An 18,354-nucleotide genomic window follows, 5' to 3' on the forward strand; every position below is an offset into this window, starting at 1 on the left:
GTGCGGGGAGGGCGCGGCCGGGCGGCGATGCCGACGGACCGGGCCGGCCTGGGGACAGGCCGGGGCGCGCGTTTCGGCGCGTGGGGGCGAAGGGTCATGGTGTGCCTCTGGGGGCGGGTCCGCCCGAGCATCAGCTCCGAGGGCGGGATGGGCTCCGGCCGACGGCGGGAGCGTAGGTCGCCTGATCGGCGATAGGTAGATACTACGAGATCGAAGTAATCCGCGTCAAGACGAAAGTGCAGAGACGGGTAGTTTTAAGAACTTCGGTGGATAACGGGGACGAAGCCAAGTCGAGGCGGATCGGAAGACCTTACGCGACCGCCCGACTGCTGAGTGGGTCCGGGCCCGTCATGGCGGCCGGGTGGAAGGATCCGTCTGGGCCCGACCGTCGTTTGGACCCGTCCGTATCGGGCGTGTCCCCCTGGCGTCGGACCGCCCGCGACGTCCTGCCGAACGGCACCACGACGCCGCTCGGGGCCCTGGCACGGGCGGAGGTTCCGGCCATGCGCTCCGCCTCCGCGATCACGGTGTCGCCGAGGGCGACGAGGGCCTGGTGCATGGCCTTGCGGTAAGCCGCGATGCCCAGCTCGTCGCGAAGGACTGCGGCCCTGTTGATGAATTCCACCGCGAGATGGAGGTCGTCGTGGACGCTGATCATCGGTCGGATCCTTCCTTTTCGGTCGAGGGCGTGAGGGATGCCGCATCGTGCCGCGGTCGGGGGACCTCGACGACGAGGTCGGAAATGAAGCCCGCCTCCTCGTCGGTATGGCCCCGGGCGTTGCAGACGATGCGGGTATCGAACAGCTCGTAATCGGCGTGCCGGTGGACATGCCCATGGATCCAGAGGGTCGGGCGGGACGCCTCGATGACGTCTTCGAGGTCGCTGGCGTAGCACCACGCCAGGTCCGGCTGCGGGGGCAGGCTCCGTCGGCTCGGCGCATGGTGCGAGACGACGACGGTGCGCTCCGGCGCCGGCCGGATCGCACCTTGGACGAAGGGCCGGCTCGCGCGGTGCAGGCGCAGCACGTCCTCGGGCTGGATGCGGTGCCGGGAGGTCGGCCCGGTGCGGATCCGGCGATAATCGTTCATGCCCTCGCGCCCGCCGGCCGACCGCAGGCCGTGGAGCAGGCCGAAGGCGCCGAGGCGGAAATCGGTCCACAGGGTCGACCCGACGAAGTGGATGTCGCCGATCGTGACGGCGGCATCCATCAGCAGGTGGACACCGAGGCGATCGGCGGCCGCCCGCCCGCGCGAGACCTGGTCGGAAAGGGTGTATCGGTCCTCGCCACGGTCCCACCAGAAGTCGTGGTTGCCCGGCACGTACACGACCGGGACCCCGAGGAAACGTTCGGCGATCCATTCGAGCGAGCGCACGAGCGGGACGTGCACGTCGCCGGCGATGACGACCACGTCGAAGCCCCCGGCCGGCGCGTGCGCCGCCGGGTCCCAGGCGTTGGTCGCGCGTTCCTGGTGTAGGTCGGAAAGGGTCCAGAGGCGCATGTCGCGGCCCTCCGATGCCCACGGTTTTCGAGGCCGTGGTGATGACGATGCCCGGGGTTTTCACCCTCGGTCGGCCCATCGGGCCTGGTGCGCGCGCCGTCGGGCGCAGGCCGTTATGCGGCCTGCGGGGCTTTCATTCGGGTGCGGGCAAACGCGTTCGTCATGGGAGCCCAGGTGGGCGGGGGAGGGCCTGGGGTCAAGCCGGCCGCTCGGAACATGGTTGACCGTTGGTTAACGGGAATCCCCCGGCGGTGCGTGGACGGCGACTCCGTGGGGAACGGGAACGAGGAACGTTCCCCGTTCCCGTTCCCCGGATTTTCAGGGGGTGCTTAACCAAGGTCCGTCCAATCTATCCTTCGGTTCGGAGGGGTTCGCGATGACGCCGCGGGAGAGGGTCTGGAAGGTCTGCGACCGGCTCGGCTCGAAGGGCAGGGACGACGTGAGCGTCCAGGCGGTCATCGACGACATGACGGGCAAGCCCCCCTTTCGAGCCATGGCCCGTGGGGCGGTCATGCTGCACGTGCGGGATTGGAAGGCGGCGAACGCGTACAAGCCGCGGCTCGACCTCAAGCTGTTGCCGGAGGCGATGCAGGCGGGGCTGATCGAGTTCGCCGAGAGGGTCTGGGCGTCGGCGATGGTCGAGGCGACGGCCCGGCTCGCCGATCGGCACAGGCTGGCGGAGGCTGAGCGGGTCGCCACCGACGGGCTGCTGCGGGAGGCGGGCGCCAGGTTGGAAAGGAACGAGGCGACCGGTAGGCTCCGGGAGGAGGAGGTCGTCCGGCTACGCGACGAGAACGCGAAGCTCGTGGCGGAGGTCGAGCGCGTGCGCAGGCGCCTCGACCACATCCGGGCGGAGGAGTTCTGGGACCGCGTGATGCGCGAGGTCTTCGCGCTCATCCCCCCGCGCGGGGTCATGACGGTCGAGGAGATCCTTCCGAGGCTGCGGCAATCGACGCGCCGGGGGGCGCGGCTCCATCGCGAACCTCTCGACGTGGAAACGCTACGCAAGAAGATGGACGTGCGTGTGCATCACGGGAAGTTCTTCGTCCGGAACTACGACCTGACCTATCAGCGCGAGGCTCGCGGTCTCGCAGCGATCGGCCACGGCGAGACCTAGGCTCGGGCATGGCCATCCAGCGCTCCCGTCGAGAGGGAAATCCCGACTGCCTGGCGCTCTCGCAAGGCTGCCGTAACGCGTGTGTCGGAATGCGCTTCCCCATCGCGGGCCGCCCGAAGTGGAGACGCGTTGCGAGAAGCTGAACGTGCTTGGCGAGCACGGGAGATGCTTAGGTGAAGCCTGTCGGCGCGAACCCCGCCATCTCGGCGGGATCGCCCGCGGGGAAACCTAGGGATGATGCTTGCCGCCTCGTTCGGACGGAGCCGGCATGCGGATGCTTCGGTCGGTCCTGCCGCCCTCATCGAGCGACCGCCTTGCCCGCCCCTGCGCGTTTCATGGTCAACAGGTCGTTTGTCGCCGTCCACCTCGGGACATGTACGTTCGTCGAGGAAGCGTATATCGGCGATGGGCTCCGAACGTATGGTTGCATCGAGCGCCTTCGGTGCCGGTCGAATTCGGTGGCGGCGAGGCGGGTCAAGATGGTCGATGGTGTCGTTGTCGCTCGCCCGGCCGCGGCCGCGAAGCTCGGGCACGCCGGTGAGACCAGTCAGGAAGTCCTGAGACGGTCGCGGGGAAACGAGCTGTTCATCGCCGTGGTCGGGCCCGTCGGGGCCGGGGCCGGACGGGCGGCGAAGATCATCAAGCAGTTCCTGGAGGAGGCGGGCGCCTCCCGCCACGAGGTCCATGTCGTGAAGGCGAGCTCGGCCATAAAGGCGTGGGGGCGCGCCGAGGGGCGTGCGATCGCCGGCGACGGGGCGCGCAAGACCCTCGAAGGCATCGTCGACATGCAGGACCACGGCGATGCCATGCGCCTGGCCACGCGTGACAACGCGGCCGTGGCAAGGGCCGTGGTCGGCGAGATCAGGGCGGTCCGCGCCAAGGCGAGCGGCCAGCCGGAGGGCGAGCTCGACGGCAGGCCCCGAGCCTACATCATCGACTCCCTGCGGCACCCGGCGGAAGCGCACCTCCTCCGCCGTCTCTATCAGGACGCGTTCACGCTCGTCGGCGTCGTGTGCGACCCGGAGAAGCGAAGCCGGAGGCTGCGGACGGAGCTCTACAGCCTCGACGATCGCCAGACGCAGGCCACGAAGGCGGCGATCTCCGCCTTCATGGACCGCGATGCCGACGCCCCCGAGAAGCACGGCCAGCACGTCGTGGACACGTTCCACGAGGCGGATTTCTTCGTCGACAATTCCAAGGACGCCGAGGACGACCCGAACAACACGGCCATGAACGAGCCGCTCCGACGCCTGGTCCGGCTCCTGACCCTGAGCGAGGTCATCCGGCCGAACGTCGCCGAGACGGCGATGCATCAGGCCCATTCGGCGCAGCTCAAGAGCGCGTGCCTCTCGCGCCAGGTCGGCGCGGCCCTGGTCGACGCGCAGGGCAACGTCGTCGCGACCGGGACGAACGAGGTGCCGAAGGCCGGGGGAGGGGTCTACGGCGAGGCCTTCGAGCCCGGGGACGACGAGCGATGCGCCTTCAGGCCGGACCGGTACTGCAGCAGCAACCGGGAACAGAACGCCATCATCGACGCGTTGCTCGTGGCGTACCCCATGCTGCTCGCGGGCCGGGAGAGGTCCGTGGTCGTCGCCGAGCTCCGGCGCACGCGGCTCGGCGGCCTGATCGAGTTCAGCCGTGCCGTCCACGCCGAGATGGATGCGATCCTCTCCGCCGCCCGGACGGGCGTCTCGCCGCGCGGCACGCGGCTCTTCGTCAGCGCGTTCCCCTGCCATTACTGCGCCCGGCATATCGTCTCGGCGGGGATCGACGAGGTCCAGTACATCGAGCCCTACCCGAAGAGCCGGGCGCTCGACCTGCATTGCGACGCGATCACCACCGTGTCGGAGGATTGGGAACCTCCGTCCCGTTTCCGGCATGAATCCCCGCGCGAGCGAGCGGCGCCGCGCGAGGCCGCGAAGCCCCGGCCGAAGGTTCTCTTCAGGCCCTTCGTCGGCGTCGCGCCCCGGATGTACGCGAGGGTGTTCCTCAAGGACCGTGACTACAAGGACAAGGTGACCGGGAATTTCGCCATGGGCGAACCGGACTGGGGTGGCCCGTCCGACCTCTTCAAGCTACGCTATACCGACCTCGAACGGGACCTCGGGATTCGCCCAGCATGAGCCATCCGCACCTTCGTCTCGTGGCCGGGACGGCCCGTGACGAGGCCCCCGCCGTCGCGTCGCGGGCGCATCAGGAGCAGCTGTCCCTCTTCGATTTCCGCCCCGTCCAGCGCGTGATCTGCTTTCCGATGGCGGACCTGCACGGGGAGGTTTTCGCCCGCGTCTTCAGTCAGGCCAAGCCGGCCGTCGTGCTCGATGCGCGGGCCTATCCCTACTTCGACCTGAACGCCCTCAGCCGCCAGAGGGCGTTCAGCCTGTTCGAGAACACGTGCTCCCACTACGTCCACAGGCACATCGACCTGAGGCCCCCGAGCGACCAGGGCGGACGCTGGCGGGTGCGTGGCATGGCGATGGACGTCCTGACGACGTTCGCGCGGCCGTCGGACCGGAACGCGACCTGTCTCGCCGTGCTCCTTCACGGGCGCACGGACGTGGAGGTCCTCGACGAGGCCCTGCGCCACTCGGAGGCCGGCCGACCGGTCCACTGGCGTGTCGAGACCCTGGAAGGGGTCCCCGGCCTTTCCAGCTGATCCCCAAGGCCGCGGCGGCCTTCCCCGACACGCTGCGGTCCGGCGAGGCGGCACGGCCCACGGTCCCGTCTTGGGACCATGGGCCGCCCGCGACCTCCCGGGTGGCCGGACCCGTCAGGGATCCTCATAGGCGGCCACGGCCGCTTCCAGCCATGCCCGCCGACGTGCCTCCACCTTCTTCGAGACCTTGCGCGAGAAACCGAACAGGCCGGGGCCGGAAGGGTGCCACCTGCCTTCGTGCAGCCAGTACCCGTCCCGGAACCGGTGCATCGATCCGTCGATGGCCACGATGTCGACGTGCCCGTCCTGCCGGCATCGCATCGACGTCACGGTGTCGCGCAGCATCTGCCGGACGCGGATGCGCGCAGCGTAGCGTTCCTCGTCGGGCGCGTTCGCGCGGTCGAGGTCCAGCATGAGGGCGATGGCGGGCTCCCTGCCGTCCGAACCGCCGGCCTCCCTCAGCGTGAGCAGCGTCGCGGACGTCTCCGAGATCCCCTTCTCGATGGTGGCGACCTCGCCGCGGATCCTGTCGATCGCGGGCTCGGCGAACCGGTCGCCGCGACCGAAGGCCCGCATCAGGGTCTCGGCCTCGGCCTGGAGGCCGTCCCGGCGGGCGATGGCATCCCGCAACGATTGCTCCAGGCGCTGCATCTCGCCGGCGTCGGCCTTGGAAAGGTCGACCTGCACGAACCAGGTCAGCACGGCGTCCTCGGTCTCCAGGTAGGGGATGCGGACGTCGTTCGCACAGGTGCCCGCCCGGCTCGTCGAGCAGATGAGCACGATCGTCGACCGGGGTCCCCGGTCGCGGTAGTTCATCGGTTTGCCGCACATCGCGCACTCGGCCACCATCCCGAAGAGGTTCGAGATGCGCGTGCCCTGCCGGCCGCCGGCGTTCGGCGTGGTGCCCAGCCGACGCGCGTCGGCCACGCGCCGGGCCCGGTCCCACAGCTCCTCGTCGATCACCGCCGGATAGTAGTCCGGGATCACGTCGCCGGCGGGGATGCGCTTGCCGACCTTGATGCCGTTCCTGATGCTGAACTCCAACCTGTGGGGCCGGAACTCGCCGAGGACGGCCCGGGTGTCGGTGATCTTCTGGATCACGCCCCCGTGCCATGCGCGGCCCTTGCCCCAGGTCGGCTCCCCGTCCCTGTTGAGCCCCCGGGCGATCGCATCGCGCCCCTGCCCGTCGGCGAGCTCGGAGAAGATCCGCTCGACGATCCGCTTCCGATGCCCATGCGGCCTGAAGCCGTCGCCGTCGACCTCAAGCCACGACGGGATCCTCGCGGTGAGCTTGCGCTTGCCGATGTTCGCCCGTTTCCGGACCCAGGTCTCCCTCAGCCGCGCGGCCTTCATCAACGACTCGTCGTGAGCCCGCATCAGGTAGACGATCGAGATGATGAACTGCATCGGGTCGGACCGGGCGTGGTAGGTCTGCCTGTCGATGATCGACCTGACGATGATCCCGTTGTTGACCAGCCGCAGGAGGAGTTCCTGCGCGATGTTGATCTCGGCCCGCGAGACGCGATCGAGGGACTCCACGAGGAGATAGCTCCCCGCGGCGATCCTGCCGGCCTCGACCTCGTTGACGAACAGCCTGAGCTTGCCCGTGCCGCCCTCGGCGATGTTCGCGCGGGTGTAGGCCGAGACCCCGATGTCATGCAGGTTGAAGCGGGTGTCGAGCGTGAGATGCGGGTTCTCGGCGAGGTACGCGTCGCGCAGCTCGATCTGCCTTTGGAAGCCGTCGCGGTAACGTTCGCCGTCGCCCTTGCTGACCTGGCGTTTCGAGCTCAGGCGCAGGTAGGAATAGGCGATCGCCGGTGGGGGTGCGGCGGGAAGGCCGGAGGGTAGACCCATCGAAGTCCAGGCTTTCTGACGTGATGGCCCCCCATAACACGTTGCCGGCCAACCCTGCCAATCGTCGTCTCGATTTCCGGGCTCCACATGGTACTCGCCGCCGGAGTGGTGTTCTGGCTCGTTCGCGCGCTCCTCGCCCTCGTCCCGGGCCTCGCCCTCATCTGGCCGATCAAGAAGATCGCCGCCGGTTTCGCCATGGTCGGCGTCACCGCCTATTGCGTCTTCTCGGGCTGGGACATCGCCGCCGAGCGATCGCTCATCATGACCCTCGTGATGCTGGGCGCGATCCTCGTAGATCGTCCCGCGCTCAGCATGCGCAACCTCGCCCTGGCCGCGCTGATCGCCCTCGCGCGCGAGCCCGACGGGCTACTCGGCCCGAGCTTCCAAATGTCCTTCGGCGCGGTGGCCGGCCTCATCGCCTGCGCGGGCACGCTCAATCGTTGGATGCCGCCACGCGAAGGCGCCAGTCTCTTGGCCCGCGCATGGCGGTTCCTCACCGTCGCGGTCCTCGGCACCTTGGCGACGACCATGGTCGCCCAGATCGCGACGGCGCCGTTCGCGACCTATCATTTCCAGACCGTCCAGCCGTTCGGCATCGTCGGCAACGCGCTGACCTTGCCCCTCGTATCTCTGGCGGTGATGCCGGCGGCGGTGCTCGGAATCCTCGCCTATCCCTTTGCCCTCGATCAGCCGGTCTGGTGGGCGATGGGGCTCGCGGTACGGGGGATGCTCACGATCTCCGGGTGGATCAGCGGGTTTGGCCACGCCACCCTCGTCGTGCCGGCCTATGGCAGCACGGCCCTCTGCCTGCTGGCCCTCGCCCTGCTCCTGCTGACGCTCCCCGTGTCGGGGCTGCGCTGGATCGGCCTCGCTCCGGCCGCCCTCGGCATCGCGCTCGCCGCCACGCCACCTCGCTACGACCTCTATATCGACCGGGAGGGTGGGGGCGCGGCCCTGCGCGACCCAGACGGCCGGCTCGCAATCCTCGGAAACCCGCCCGCCTTCGTCCTCGAACAATGGCTCAAGGCGGACGGCGATTCTCGGAAGGCCGGTGCCGTATCCGTCTCCACGAAAGGCCGTTGCGATGCGGTCGGCTGCACCGCAGGGACGGAGACACGGCGCATCGTGGCGCTCGTCAAGGACAAGCGAGCCTTTACCGAGGATTGTGAGAGGGCAAGCATCATCATAGCCCGCCGCGACGCTCCCAAAGGATGCCGCGCCGGCCTCATCGTCGATCGGGCGTTCCTGGCGGAGCGGGGGGCGACAGCAGTTCGCTTCGGGCCGGACGGTCCTGTCGCGACATCGGCACGCTCGCCGAACGTCCGGCCTCCGTGGCGGCGGGTCATGGCCGAGGCCTCGCCTGTGCCCTCGACACCGGCCGAGACCGCGAAACTACAGGATCCCGAGATCGACGAAGGCGATCCATTGCCGGACACACCCTCGGACCGGCCTCAGTAGCGGCGGACGAGGCTGACCAGGCGACCCTGGATCTGTACACGGTCGGGACCCAGCACCCTCGTCTCATAGGCGGGGTTGGCGGCCTCCAGGGCGATGGAGGAACCGCGACGACGCAGGCGTTTCAGAGTGGCTTCCTCATCGTCGATGAGGGCCACGATGATGTCTCCCGTATTCGCGGTGTCCTGCTTCTTGATCACCACCAGATCGCCGTCGAGAATACCCGCTTCGATCATCGAATCGCCGCGCACCTCGAGGGCATAATGCTCGCCCCCCGATAGGAAGTCGGGAGACAGCGTGACCGAGTGACTTTGGTTCTGGATCGCCGAGATCGGCGTACCGGCCGCGATCCGACCCATGACCGGGATGGTGATGGCCCGTCCGCTCTCGTCCTGAGCCTGGGTCGTAGGCGGGCGCATGGATGGCGTCGCCTTGGACCGTCCGCCCTCGACGACGCTGGGCGTAAAGCGGCGGACTTCGCCGGCGGGAGCCGGCTTCGGCGCGGGGGCGCCGGTCAGGCTTTCGGGCATCCGGATCACCTCGATCGCCCTGGCCCTATTCGGCAGGCGCCGCAGGAACCCGCGCTCTTCGAGGGCCGTGATCAGCCGGTGTATACCCGATTTCGACTTGAGATCGAGCGCATCCTTCATCTCGTCGAACGAGGGCGGGACACCACTCCCCTGCATCCGTTGCTGAATGAATTGGAGAAGATCCAGCTGCTTACGCGTCAACATACAGATCACTCTTCCACTGAAGCCAATGGCCGCGACTAACGCCGCTGAAACAAAACACGAACACGGTAGACGTTCTGGAAGTGTTCTGCAAGGGTTCCGTTAACGCGGTGGTAGAGTTTGTTCCTGGGCGGACATTCGCCGGCATCCCGGCGCCGGAGCCCGGCTGGCGGTTCGCGCCTCGCAAGTCCGCTCCATCCCGACGACATCCCACCGCGAGGGCCGATCGCCTCGGCGTGGTGGTTCAATAGCGACGGTGCCACCGGTCGATGGCTTCGCCGGAGAATCGGGGATTCGTTTCGATCACTGCGACGGATCGGCGAGCCGATACAGACGCTTCGATCCGACCGAAGCCGGCTGTTTCGTCTCGTTCGCCGACATTGGCGGTCGCAGCGACCGGAAACCGGCGACGATGCCGCTCAGTCGAGATAGTCGCCGTACTTCTCCACATGGCTGGCGAGCCCGAGGCCGTGCTCACGCACCAGGCGTTCGGCAAGTTCCGCGTCGCGCGCCTCGAGCGCCTTGATGATCGCCACGTGTTCCTTGATCGAGTTGGCGGCACGGTCGCCCTGACGCATGGCCGTGTTGCGGATGCCGCGAACGTGCATGAGCAGATTGCTGGTGATGTCCTTGATGACGTCGCACTGGCCCAGCGAAATGATCTTCTGGTGGAAGCGGATATTGGCTTCCGAATACTCGTCGAGATGATCCGACGGACGACCCTCGTAAAATTCCGGGAAATGCTCGCGCAGGCAGTGTAACTGCTCGTCTGTGGCTCGCTCGCACGCGAGGCGAGCGGCCATGCTCTCCAGGGCCGACCAGGCCTGGATCATGCTGACGATCTCCTTCTTCGACTTCTTGATCACGAAGACGCCGCGCCGGGCCTCGAACCGTACGAAACCTTCCTGCTCGAGTACCGTCAGCGCTTCGCGCACCGGGGTGCGGCTCACTCCCAGGTTGAGAGACAGCTTCCTCTCGTCGAGCCTCACCTCCTCGCGCTGATTATAGATGTTCATATTCGTGATTGCTTCCTTGAGCGCGTCGTAGGCCAATGCACGCAAGCTCGAAGTCGCAACGATGGGCTTTACTTGAAACGTATCCGTCTTAACCATTTTCGACACCTAGAATGATTTCAACTCGCACACAGGATCGAGCACACTTGGTGTGAAGCATGCCAAACCCGCGTTCGAAATACAAGGAACGCTTCGGGGCAAAGAAATCCTTCAACACAAGAATAGTGGCATCTCTTGTCCTAGCAATCCGGAGGACATGCATTCGGTCGTTGGAGCCGCGTCGATGCCGCACTCGCCATCGTCTCGTTCGTTTCAGTGCCGCGAATTCGCTGAAGCCCGACCAAACCGGCAAGATCATGCAAAATCGTTTGACAGTTGGTATTTGGTATGCCACCAATTGTCGAGAGATGCGGAGGGTGCTCCGACTGTAAGGCGGCCTGAGCGCGATCGTGATGAGGCTTCGGCGGATTGGCGGTGGCATCCTAGCACGCTGTCGACGTAGGGACACGCACTATAACGCATTACGTTCCGTAGCCCTTCGGTCGAGAGGTTTAGGGACGGTCTTCAAGATAAGCATGAACTGTTTGCTTGAGGAGGTCATAATTTTTTCGGTCTGACTTAAGAAAAATACGGGTTCGCCGAGACGTGCGGCCGTGGACGCCCCCGCCGCCCCACGATGGGGACGTCACCTCATCGGCTCGCCTGCCCAGCGGGTCACAAATCATAACAAAACAGCAAAGAACCAGGGAGAGAACACGATGTCCGCTTTGGCCCAGAGAATCGATGTCGACGTTTCGGCGGAGCCTGAGCTCACCGATGGCTTTCATCTCGTCATCGATGCGTTGAAGCTCAACGATATTCATACGATCTACGGTGTGCCCGGTATTCCGATCACCGATCTCGGTCGTCTCGCCCAGGCTGCGGGCATGCGTGTCATCTCCTTCCGCCATGAGCAGCATGCCGGCAATGCGGCCGCCATCGCGGGCTTCCTCACGAAGAAGCCCGGCATCTGCCTCACGGTTTCGGCCCCCGGCTTCCTCAACGGTCTGACGGCGCTCGCCAACGCCACCACCAATTGCTTCCCGATGATCCTCATCTCCGGCTCGTCCGAGCGCGAGATCGTCGACCTGCAGCAGGGCGATTACGAAGAGATGGACCAGCTCGCCATCGCCAAGCCCCTCTGCAAAGCGGCCTTCCGCGTGCTTCATGCCGCCGATATCGGCATCGCCGTCGCCCGTGCCATCCGTGCGGCTGTGTCCGGCCGACCCGGCGGTGTCTATCTCGATCTGCCCGCCAAACTGTTCAGCCAGGTGATGGAGGCCGAGGCCGGCGCCAAATCCCTGGTCAAGGTCATCGATGCGGCCCCGGCCCAGCTGCCGGCCCCCTCCGCGATCAAGCGCGCACTCGATGTCCTGAAGAGCGCCAAACGCCCCCTCATCGTTCTCGGCAAGGGCGCGGCTTATGCGCAGGCCGATGACGAGGTCCGGGCTCTCGTGGAAACCAGTGGCATCCCCTACGTGCCCATGAGCATGGCCAAGGGCCTCCTGCCCGACACCCATCCGCAATCGGCGGGTGCCGCCCGTTCGCTCGTCCTCAAGGAGGCCGACGTCGTCCTGCTGGTGGGCGCGCGCCTCAACTGGCTGCTCTCCCACGGCAAGGGCAAGACCTGGGGCGCCCCCGGCTCCAAGAAGTTCATCCAGATCGACATCGAGCCGAAAGAGATGGACTCCAATGTCGAGATCGTGGCCCCCATCGTCGGTGATATCGGCTCCTGCGTCTCAGCGCTCCTCGACGGCATGAAGGGAGACTGGCAGGCCCCGCCGACATCCTGGACCGATGCCATCTCCGCCAAGAAGGAGGAGAACCTCGGCAAAATGGCGTCGAAGCTGCGCAAGAACTCGACGCCGATGGACTTCCACGGCGCGCTCGGCGCACTGAAGACCATCATCGCCGAGCGGCCCGACGCGATCCTGGTCAACGAGGGCGCCAACACCCTCGATCTGGCGCGTGGCATCATCGACATGTACCAGCCGCGCAAGCGTCTCGATGTCGGCACCTGGGGCATCATGGGGATCGGCATGGGCTTCGCCATCGCCGCCGCCGTGGAAACGGGCAAGCCCGTCCTCGCCGTCGAGGGCGACAGCGCCTTCGGCTTCTCCGGCATGGAGGTGGAGACCATCTGCCGTTACAACCTGCCGGTCTGCATCGTCGTGTTCAACAACAACGGCATCTATCGCGGCACCGATACGGACCCGACCGGCCGCGATCCGGGAACGACGGTCTTCGTCCGGGATTCCCGTTACGATAAAATGATGGAGGCCTTCGGCGGCGTGGGCGCCAACGCGACGACGCCGGACGAGCTCTCCCAGGCCGTCAACGCAGCCATGGATTCGGGTCGCCCGACGCTCATCAACGCAGTGATCGACCCCCAGGCCGGCACCGAGAGCGGCAATATCGGCAGCCTCAACCCGCAAAGCGCAGTGAAAAAGAAGAAGTAGGCCGTCGGTCCGTCCGGCCGCTCCCGCGTCAGCGATGCAGGAGCGGCCGGCGCCCATATCCGCCGAACGCCCTTCAACGCGGAAGAGTCCTATGAATGCCCTCGAAGGCGTGAAGATCCTCGACTTCACCCATGTCCAATCCGGCCCGACCTGTACCCAGCTCCTGGCCTGGTTCGGCGCGGACGTGATCAAGGTCGAGCGTCCGGGCGTTGGCGACGCGACACGCCAGCAGCTTCAGGACATTCCCGATGTGGACAGCCTCTATTTCACGATGCTGAACCACAACAAGCGGTCGATCACCCTCGACACCAAGAACCCCAAGGGGATCGAGGTGATGTGGCGTCTGGTGAAGGAGTGCGATGTTCTCGTGGAGAACTTCGCGCCCGGCGCTCTCGCCCGGATGGGTCTGACTTGGGAGGCGATCCACCAAGCCAACCCCCGCATGATCCTCGCCTCGGTCAAGGGGTTCGGACCGGGTGCTTACGAGAATTGTAAGGTCTACGAGAACGTCGCCCAATGCGTGGGAGGTGCGGCCTCCACCACGGGGTTCCGCACCGATATCCCGATGGTGTCCGGCGCTCAGATCGGAGATTCCGGCACCGGCCTTCATCTGGCCCTCGGCATCGTCACGGCGCTTTACCAGCGGACCCATTCGGGCCTTGGACAGAAGGTCGATTGCGCCATGCAGGATGGCGTCCTCAACCTCTGCCGGGTCAAGCTGCGCGACCAGCAGCGGCTGGAGCGCGGGCCGCTCGAGGAATACAGCCAGTACGGGGAGGGGATCGGTTTCGGCGATTCCGTGCCGCGCGCGGGTAACGATTCCGGTGGCGGCCAGCCGGGTCGCATCCTGAAGTGCAAGGGATGGGAGACCGATCCCAACGCCTACATTTACTTCATCGCACAAGGCGCGGTCTGGGAGCCGATCTGCGACGTCATCGGCGAGCCGACCTGGAAGACCCATCCCGATTACGCGACGCCGAAAGCGCGCCTGCCGCATCTGAACGAAATCTTCACGCGGGTCGAAGCCTGGACGATGTCGAAGACCAAGTTCGAGGCGATGGAAACGCTTAACGCGCTGCACGTCCCCTGCGGCCCGATCCTTTCGATGAAGGAGATCGCGGAGGACGAGTCGCTGCGGAAGTCCGGCACGGTGGTCGAGGTCGACCATCCGGAGCGCGGGAAATACTTGACCGTGGGAAACCCGATCCGACTTTCGGCGAGTCAGGTCGAGGTCAAGCGCTCGCCCTTACTGGGCGAGCATACCGACGAGATCCTGCGCGACGTCCTCGGCTATTCCGAGAACGACCGGCTCAAGATCTCGGAATCAGGGGCGATCGGCGCAGTCCAGAGGATCGCCGCCGAATGATCCGCTCCTGAACGAAGCGCGAGCCGATTGTCTCAACATCCCGACTCGCGTGCACGACGTGAAACTCCTCCCGACTCAGCGCGGTGTCGGCCTCGGGTCCGATGCCGCGCTCTTTCGTTCAGGGGCAGTCGATCAGGCAATGCCGGTGAAGCGTCCGGCCGAACCGCCCACATAATCGCGGCTCTCGGAACCGGTCTTGTCAGGGCGCACCGACAGGAGATCGGCGGCTTTCACCACGAGAACGACCTGAAGAGCGATCATGCAGAGAACGGCGGCGAAGATGGTGACGAGCATGGTGGGCTCCCGATGGCGCGTTGCAACATCGTGATGCCATGGTGCGGCGCAAACTGATATATCACATTCCTTCGACCAGGCATGTCTCAGACGCATGCTGAAGTTGGTTGCCGCCGGGAGCCGGCGTCGGGCGCATCCGCGAAAGGCACTTTCTCATGTGATCGCGGGACTGAGAGGCATTCGCCGGCCGACAGTCAGGACCTGGCCGCGTCGCCCCATCGGCCCAGCGTGTGGGTGTCCTCCGGTCGAAGCCATTCTCTTGGTTCCGCGATGGCCGGACACTGGTCCGCTACGCCCATAAGGGCCAAGGCCGCGTGCAGGTCAGGGTCCTCGGCCGCGCGTGAGACGGCGTCCGCGGAGAGATGGGACAGGCGGCTGCTTTCGAGCCGCGCATAGACCCGCCCCGTTCCGTGATCGGCGAATCGGATCGTCGTCATCCGGCGAACGCAATCGCGCAGGAAGCTCATGTTCTGTTGAGCTTCCATCGAGCCGGCGGCGGCATAGACCTCGTCGGCCGACCGCGCGGAGACATCGATCTTGCGGTACCTATCGATATCGAAAATGAATTTCAGGTCGAGGATGGTCATCGCGCCGTTGATGCCGAAGGCAACCGTTCTCGGCCGCTCACCCTCCGGCACGCTGTTGTCGAGGAACTCGAAATGGACCTGCTTGTCCGTTCTCAGCGCCCAGGTGAAAAACAGGCGCGGCATGCCGGTATAGGCTTCGACATTGTGGGCGAGCAGATCCTCCACCGCCTTGTAGCGGCCGAACTGCTCGCCGCGCTTCCAAGCCCGCTCCACCGTCGCCTCCGGCGGCGTGATCATGAACTGCATGTAGACGCTGTGACCGAAGCGGGTGAGGAGCTGGCTGCCGCTCTCGGCGCCGGCATCGACGGTGAAGCTGTCGAAACGAAACCGGTCGATGAGGAGATGCGAGATGCGGCCTTCGGCGGCCTTCACCGCCATATGCCGGTCGAGCTTGCGATCGATGATTTCGACCTCTCGCCCTGTCAGGGTCCCGGCATAGCGCCGGGCCGGGCCGAGGCTGTCGTAATCGAGCAGGAACTTGCGCCAGACGTCGGGCGTGATCACCGCGAAATCCGATTCATCGAGCCCGAGCCGCCCGGCAAGCGCCCGCTGATAGGGCCGGATCGTGCTCTTGCCCGATGCCGAGGCACCCTTGACGTTCATGACTACCGGCCGGATCTGGGCCTTCAACACATGGTAGCTTTGGCTGGCGACGACATCGCGAACCCATGGCTCGATCAGCTGTCCGATCCGCGTGCTGCCATGCTGGTTCGAAACGAGCGTGCAGGCGAGACGTGAGAGAAGTGCCTTGTCGCGGATAAGGAAACCGCGCCGGCTGACGATACTCGTCACCACCTGACGCAATGCCGTGCAGGCCGCCGCCTCGATGGGTTCAGGCGCTGCCGCACATCGGGCTTGCCATGCGTCGAGATGCAGGAGTGCAGACTGCTCCGGTGTGAGAGTTTCCCCCCGGCACCCTGCATGTCCGGACGAGCCGAGGATCGTCTGCCACAAGGACGCCCGTGTCCTGACCGGTTTCTCCGGACCTTTCGACAGGAACATCGCGGAGAGTTCCCGCTCGAGGATCTGCGTCGCATCGCTTCGAACGCGGTCGAGCAGGTCGGAGATCTCATCCTCATGGGACGCGATTCCGTCGCGCAGGATGGTGCCGACCATGGCGCGGAAATTCACTCCGAGATCGCCATAGGTCCGGCCGACCGGAACCGACAGGTCGGCCATGACACGGATGAGAACTTCGTGGACGACGAGGCGCTCTGCCCGGAACCGGACCAGTTGCATCAGCGGAAGCCCGCTAACGTCCATCATCTCGCGAGCGTCCGCGAGGGTGGTCTCGACATTGTCGGGCCGGTAGATCGTCTCCAGGGCGAGGAACGCCCTGGGCAGGTTCGATTCGAGACCCGGATTCCAAGGGCCGTATTCTTCCCGTGGCCTTGGCTCAGCCAGATCCGCGATTCTGCTCTCCGGGATGGACATCACCGACCGCTCCGAGATTCAGCACCTTCGCTGGCGGCCGGGCGTCGTCGTCAAGAAATCCAGCTCGCCTGAACTTACGCGACAGCTGCCTCGTCAATGGCCTCGAGACGCAGCTGATAGCGGTCCCCCCAGAGGACTCCCGCCTTCTCGTACCAATCCGCGTCGAAGAACAGCTTGGCGCAGAACTCGCTCTGCCAGATACAGACGGCGATGACCCTGGAATCGATCACTTTAACATGTCGGCTGATAAGACCGCGTGTGATGCCAGCCGAGGGACACATGTCCATGCTGGTCATCCCATTGGGAGATTCACCACCGAAGATGACGGGACATTCAAGAATGGCCAAGTAACGCATCGCTGCTAACCCTGTTGTCCACGAGATGCGCAGGGCCGGTCTGTTGCCGACCGGCACGATCCCGTAGCGTCTCCCTGCCTCGATACCCAGTCTGAATCGCGCCTCGTCCGAAGGCCGAAATGCCTGGGCACCTTGGATAAATTTTGAATGCAAAACGGGTGTGGGTCAATGATCATGCGCAGGATATCTTGTCCTGCGGTTGCGATACGTTTGTTTTGCGCTGCAATACTACAATGCGAAGATCGATTGCGCATAACCTAGTCTGCGGCACCAGGGGCTACAATTGTGGGTTGGTTACGATCCCGGCACTGAATACGCGTTCATGCTCCGGCCTCGGCCGGTCCACCGCCTGCGGACATCTCATCGACGCAGTTCCAGATGCTCTGGACCTCTGTGAGGACGAAACCATCCGTCACCGCGAGATGATCGGTTTTGTGGGCGCAGAACTGCTTCAGCCTGTCGGCACGGGACATTCCTACGTCGACGGAGGTGAAATCCTCTTTCGCCAGCATCCAAACGAGGTTGTCCAGCGCTTCGAGACCGCGCGCCGCCATGGCGCGGAAGATCTCACGCTCGGTGACGATCCCGATGATGGCTCCATCTGTCGGACGATCACCGTCGATCACGACGAGGGCCTCGACTCCAGGACTGCGCAGCAACCGCAATGCGTCCCTCGCCGACCGATCCATGCGGATATACTGGAGTCGGGCCGCGCCATTGCCGGTCCACTGGCTGGCTTCCATGGCGTCGCCTCCCTCAGGGATCGCTTGTTGGAGGAAGACTCTGGTATGCAGAATACCTATTGTCAACGGAAGAAATAGAACTATGGTGCCGGTGCCTGGACCGGGAAGAGCGCCACCCTCGATTCCACCGATGGGTGTCGCCTGATGACCGTGGCGTGGGGAATCCCCAGGGGCAGGATCCAGGCGTACGGACTGACCCACCGCACGGATCGTCGTTTCCAGCTAATGACGTGTCTGCCTGTCTCAGATTTGAGATCCGGGCGGTTTCCGTTCGCGTGTAACGTAATATGCACGAACGAGCATGGCGAATTGGTGTTCGACCATTAGTGTTGTTTCTATTGCATGGCTCACATCGAACTTTGTTCGATTTGATGACATCTTGAAAATAATCCCTGTTTGCTGCGTTGCGGAATCGATTTTTCTGTATCTCGCTCTTGACGAGCCGACACGTCCGAGAGAGGCTGGTATTCCACATACCAGAATGTCGGCAGCGCCAATGGCCGGCTTTCTCTTGGATCGGATGCCGGTCAACCGGCTCCAATGCCTCGAATGATGCACAATAGAACAACGTGGAGGACGCGATGACGAGGGCGGAAACAACGACCGGGCGAGTATCCGATGGATACCGCTGGGGTCAGCTGGTGATCGGCGTGATCTGCATGGTGATGATCGCCAACCTGCAATACGGCTGGACGTTCTTCGTCCCCGACATCCAGAAGAAGTTCGGCTTCGACCGGGCGGCGATCCAGTGGG

Annotated in this window: 14 protein-coding genes and 2 pseudogenes; 7 read left to right on the top strand and 9 right to left on the bottom strand. The window is 65.2% G+C overall.

From position 1 onward, the window contains the following. Positions 1–310: 310 nt before the first annotated feature. Positions 311–658: a hypothetical protein gene (locus FV220_RS18385; protein ID WP_147708300.1), complete on the bottom strand. Its 348-nt coding sequence runs from the start codon at positions 656–658 to the stop codon at positions 311–313. Beyond that, a complete protein-coding gene (locus FV220_RS18390; RefSeq protein WP_147708301.1) occupies positions 655–1,500 on the bottom strand; it encodes a metallophosphoesterase in 846 nt (281 codons plus the stop codon). The genes FV220_RS18385 and FV220_RS18390 overlap by 4 nt, the downstream gene beginning before the upstream one ends. Before the next feature lie 376 nt (positions 1,501–1,876). On the opposite strand from FV220_RS18390, the gene FV220_RS18395 reads away from it, so the two are divergent. From FV220_RS18395 to FV220_RS18405, 3 genes are all read left to right on the top strand, one after another. Beyond that, complete coding sequence (locus FV220_RS18395) at positions 1,877–2,617, top strand: DNA-binding protein (RefSeq protein ID WP_147708302.1); 741 nt, start codon at positions 1,877–1,879, stop codon at positions 2,615–2,617. Positions 2,618–3,096: 479 nt separating this feature from the next. Next, positions 3,097–4,740: an anti-phage dCTP deaminase gene (locus tag FV220_RS18400; RefSeq protein ID WP_147708303.1), complete on the top strand. Its 1,644-nt coding sequence runs from the start codon at positions 3,097–3,099 to the stop codon at positions 4,738–4,740. Beyond that, the gene (locus FV220_RS18405; protein ID WP_147708304.1) at positions 4,737–5,270 is read left to right on the top strand and encodes a hypothetical protein; all 534 of its coding nucleotides are present in this window, start codon (positions 4,737–4,739) and stop codon (positions 5,268–5,270) included. The genes FV220_RS18400 and FV220_RS18405 overlap by 4 nt, the downstream gene beginning before the upstream one ends. Positions 5,271–5,384: 114 nt before the next feature. On the opposite strand, the gene FV220_RS18410 is transcribed toward FV220_RS18405, so the two are convergent. Further along, a complete protein-coding gene (locus tag FV220_RS18410; RefSeq protein WP_147708305.1) occupies positions 5,385–7,124 on the bottom strand; it encodes a recombinase family protein in 1,740 nt (579 codons plus the stop codon). A 63-nt stretch (positions 7,125–7,187) separates the two neighbouring features. On the opposite strand from FV220_RS18410, the pseudogene FV220_RS18415 reads away from it, so the two are divergent. After that, a pseudogene (locus FV220_RS18415) lies at positions 7,188–8,582 on the top strand (ComEC/Rec2 family competence protein); the annotation flags it as partial. Here the strand turns inward: FV220_RS18415 and lexA are convergent. Continuing rightward, positions 8,576–9,313, bottom strand: coding sequence for a transcriptional repressor LexA (gene lexA, locus FV220_RS18420; protein ID WP_056148504.1), 738 nt, complete (start codon positions 9,311–9,313; stop codon positions 8,576–8,578). The pseudogene FV220_RS18415 and the gene lexA overlap by 7 nt on opposite strands. A 416-nt stretch (positions 9,314–9,729) precedes the next feature. After that, on the bottom strand, positions 9,730–10,422 hold the full coding sequence (locus FV220_RS18425; protein ID WP_026176100.1) for a GntR family transcriptional regulator: 693 nt from the start codon (positions 10,420–10,422) through the stop codon (positions 9,730–9,732). Between the two features lie 659 nt (positions 10,423–11,081). On the opposite strand from FV220_RS18425, the gene oxc reads away from it, so the two are divergent. Both oxc and frc read left to right on the top strand, forming a co-directional pair. After that, positions 11,082–12,821, top strand: coding sequence for an oxalyl-CoA decarboxylase (oxc, locus tag FV220_RS18430; protein WP_147832813.1), 1,740 nt, complete (start codon positions 11,082–11,084; stop codon positions 12,819–12,821). A gap of 91 nt (positions 12,822–12,912) precedes the next feature. Further along, entirely contained in the window at positions 12,913–14,187 is a 1,275-nt protein-coding gene (gene frc / locus FV220_RS18435; RefSeq protein WP_056162005.1) for a formyl-CoA transferase, read from the top strand. 132 nt (positions 14,188–14,319) lie between these two features. Here the strand turns inward: frc and FV220_RS25590 are convergent, their stop codons facing one another. The 4 genes from FV220_RS25590 to FV220_RS18450 all read right to left on the bottom strand — a co-directional run bounded on the left by FV220_RS25590 (position 14,320) and on the right by FV220_RS18450 (position 17,601). Then, positions 14,320–14,481 carry a hypothetical protein gene (locus FV220_RS25590; protein WP_187273456.1) on the bottom strand — a complete coding sequence of 54 codons (162 nt, stop codon included), beginning with the start codon at positions 14,479–14,481 and terminating at the stop codon, positions 14,320–14,322. A 194-nt stretch (positions 14,482–14,675) separates the two neighbouring features. After that, the gene (locus tag FV220_RS18440; RefSeq protein WP_147832814.1) at positions 14,676–16,502 is read right to left on the bottom strand and encodes a hypothetical protein; all 1,827 of its coding nucleotides are present in this window, start codon (positions 16,500–16,502) and stop codon (positions 14,676–14,678) included. A 74-nt stretch (positions 16,503–16,576) separates the two neighbouring features. After that, a complete protein-coding gene (locus FV220_RS26185) occupies positions 16,577–16,732 on the bottom strand; it encodes a hypothetical protein (protein ID WP_244474580.1) in 156 nt (51 codons plus the stop codon). Positions 16,733–17,178: 446 nt separating this feature from the next. Beyond that, positions 17,179–17,601 carry a CBS domain-containing protein gene (locus tag FV220_RS18450; RefSeq protein WP_056148520.1) on the bottom strand — a complete coding sequence of 141 codons (423 nt, stop codon included), beginning with the start codon at positions 17,599–17,601 and terminating at the stop codon, positions 17,179–17,181. Between the two features lie 581 nt (positions 17,602–18,182). Here FV220_RS18450 and FV220_RS26190 point away from each other — a divergent pair. Beyond that, a pseudogene (locus FV220_RS26190) lies at positions 18,183–18,354 on the top strand (oxalate/formate MFS antiporter); the annotation flags it as partial.

This window comes from Methylobacterium sp. WL19 (assembly GCF_008040005.1).
Classification (GTDB): Bacteria; Pseudomonadota; Alphaproteobacteria; order Rhizobiales; family Beijerinckiaceae; genus Methylobacterium; species Methylobacterium bullatum.

What these genes read in the sequence shown, in the direction of transcription:
- FV220_RS18385 (WP_147708300.1), bottom strand. Translation starts at nt 658, where the DNA reads ATGATCAGCGTCCACGACGACCTCCATCTCGCGGTGGAATTCATCAAC.
- FV220_RS18390 (WP_147708301.1), bottom strand. Translation starts at nt 1,500, where the DNA reads ATGCGCCTCTGGACCCTTTCCGACCTACACCAGGAACGCGCGACCAAC.
- FV220_RS18395 (WP_147708302.1), top strand. Translation starts at nt 1,877, where the DNA reads ATGACGCCGCGGGAGAGGGTCTGGAAGGTCTGCGACCGGCTCGGCTCG.
- FV220_RS18400 (WP_147708303.1), top strand. Translation starts at nt 3,097, where the DNA reads ATGGTCGATGGTGTCGTTGTCGCTCGCCCGGCCGCGGCCGCGAAGCTC.
- FV220_RS18405 (WP_147708304.1), top strand. Translation starts at nt 4,737, where the DNA reads ATGAGCCATCCGCACCTTCGTCTCGTGGCCGGGACGGCCCGTGACGAG.
- FV220_RS18410 (WP_147708305.1), bottom strand. Translation starts at nt 7,124, where the DNA reads ATGGGTCTACCCTCCGGCCTTCCCGCCGCACCCCCACCGGCGATCGCC.
- lexA (WP_056148504.1), bottom strand. Translation starts at nt 9,313, where the DNA reads ATGTTGACGCGTAAGCAGCTGGATCTTCTCCAATTCATTCAGCAACGG.
- FV220_RS18425 (WP_026176100.1), bottom strand. Translation starts at nt 10,422, where the DNA reads ATGGTTAAGACGGATACGTTTCAAGTAAAGCCCATCGTTGCGACTTCG.
- oxc (WP_147832813.1), top strand. Translation starts at nt 11,082, where the DNA reads ATGTCCGCTTTGGCCCAGAGAATCGATGTCGACGTTTCGGCGGAGCCT.
- frc (WP_056162005.1), top strand. Translation starts at nt 12,913, where the DNA reads ATGAATGCCCTCGAAGGCGTGAAGATCCTCGACTTCACCCATGTCCAA.
- FV220_RS25590 (WP_187273456.1), bottom strand. Translation starts at nt 14,481, where the DNA reads ATGCTCGTCACCATCTTCGCCGCCGTTCTCTGCATGATCGCTCTTCAG.
- FV220_RS18440 (WP_147832814.1), bottom strand. Translation starts at nt 16,502, where the DNA reads ATGTCCATCCCGGAGAGCAGAATCGCGGATCTGGCTGAGCCAAGGCCA.
- FV220_RS18450 (WP_056148520.1), bottom strand. Translation starts at nt 17,601, where the DNA reads ATGGAAGCCAGCCAGTGGACCGGCAATGGCGCGGCCCGACTCCAGTAT.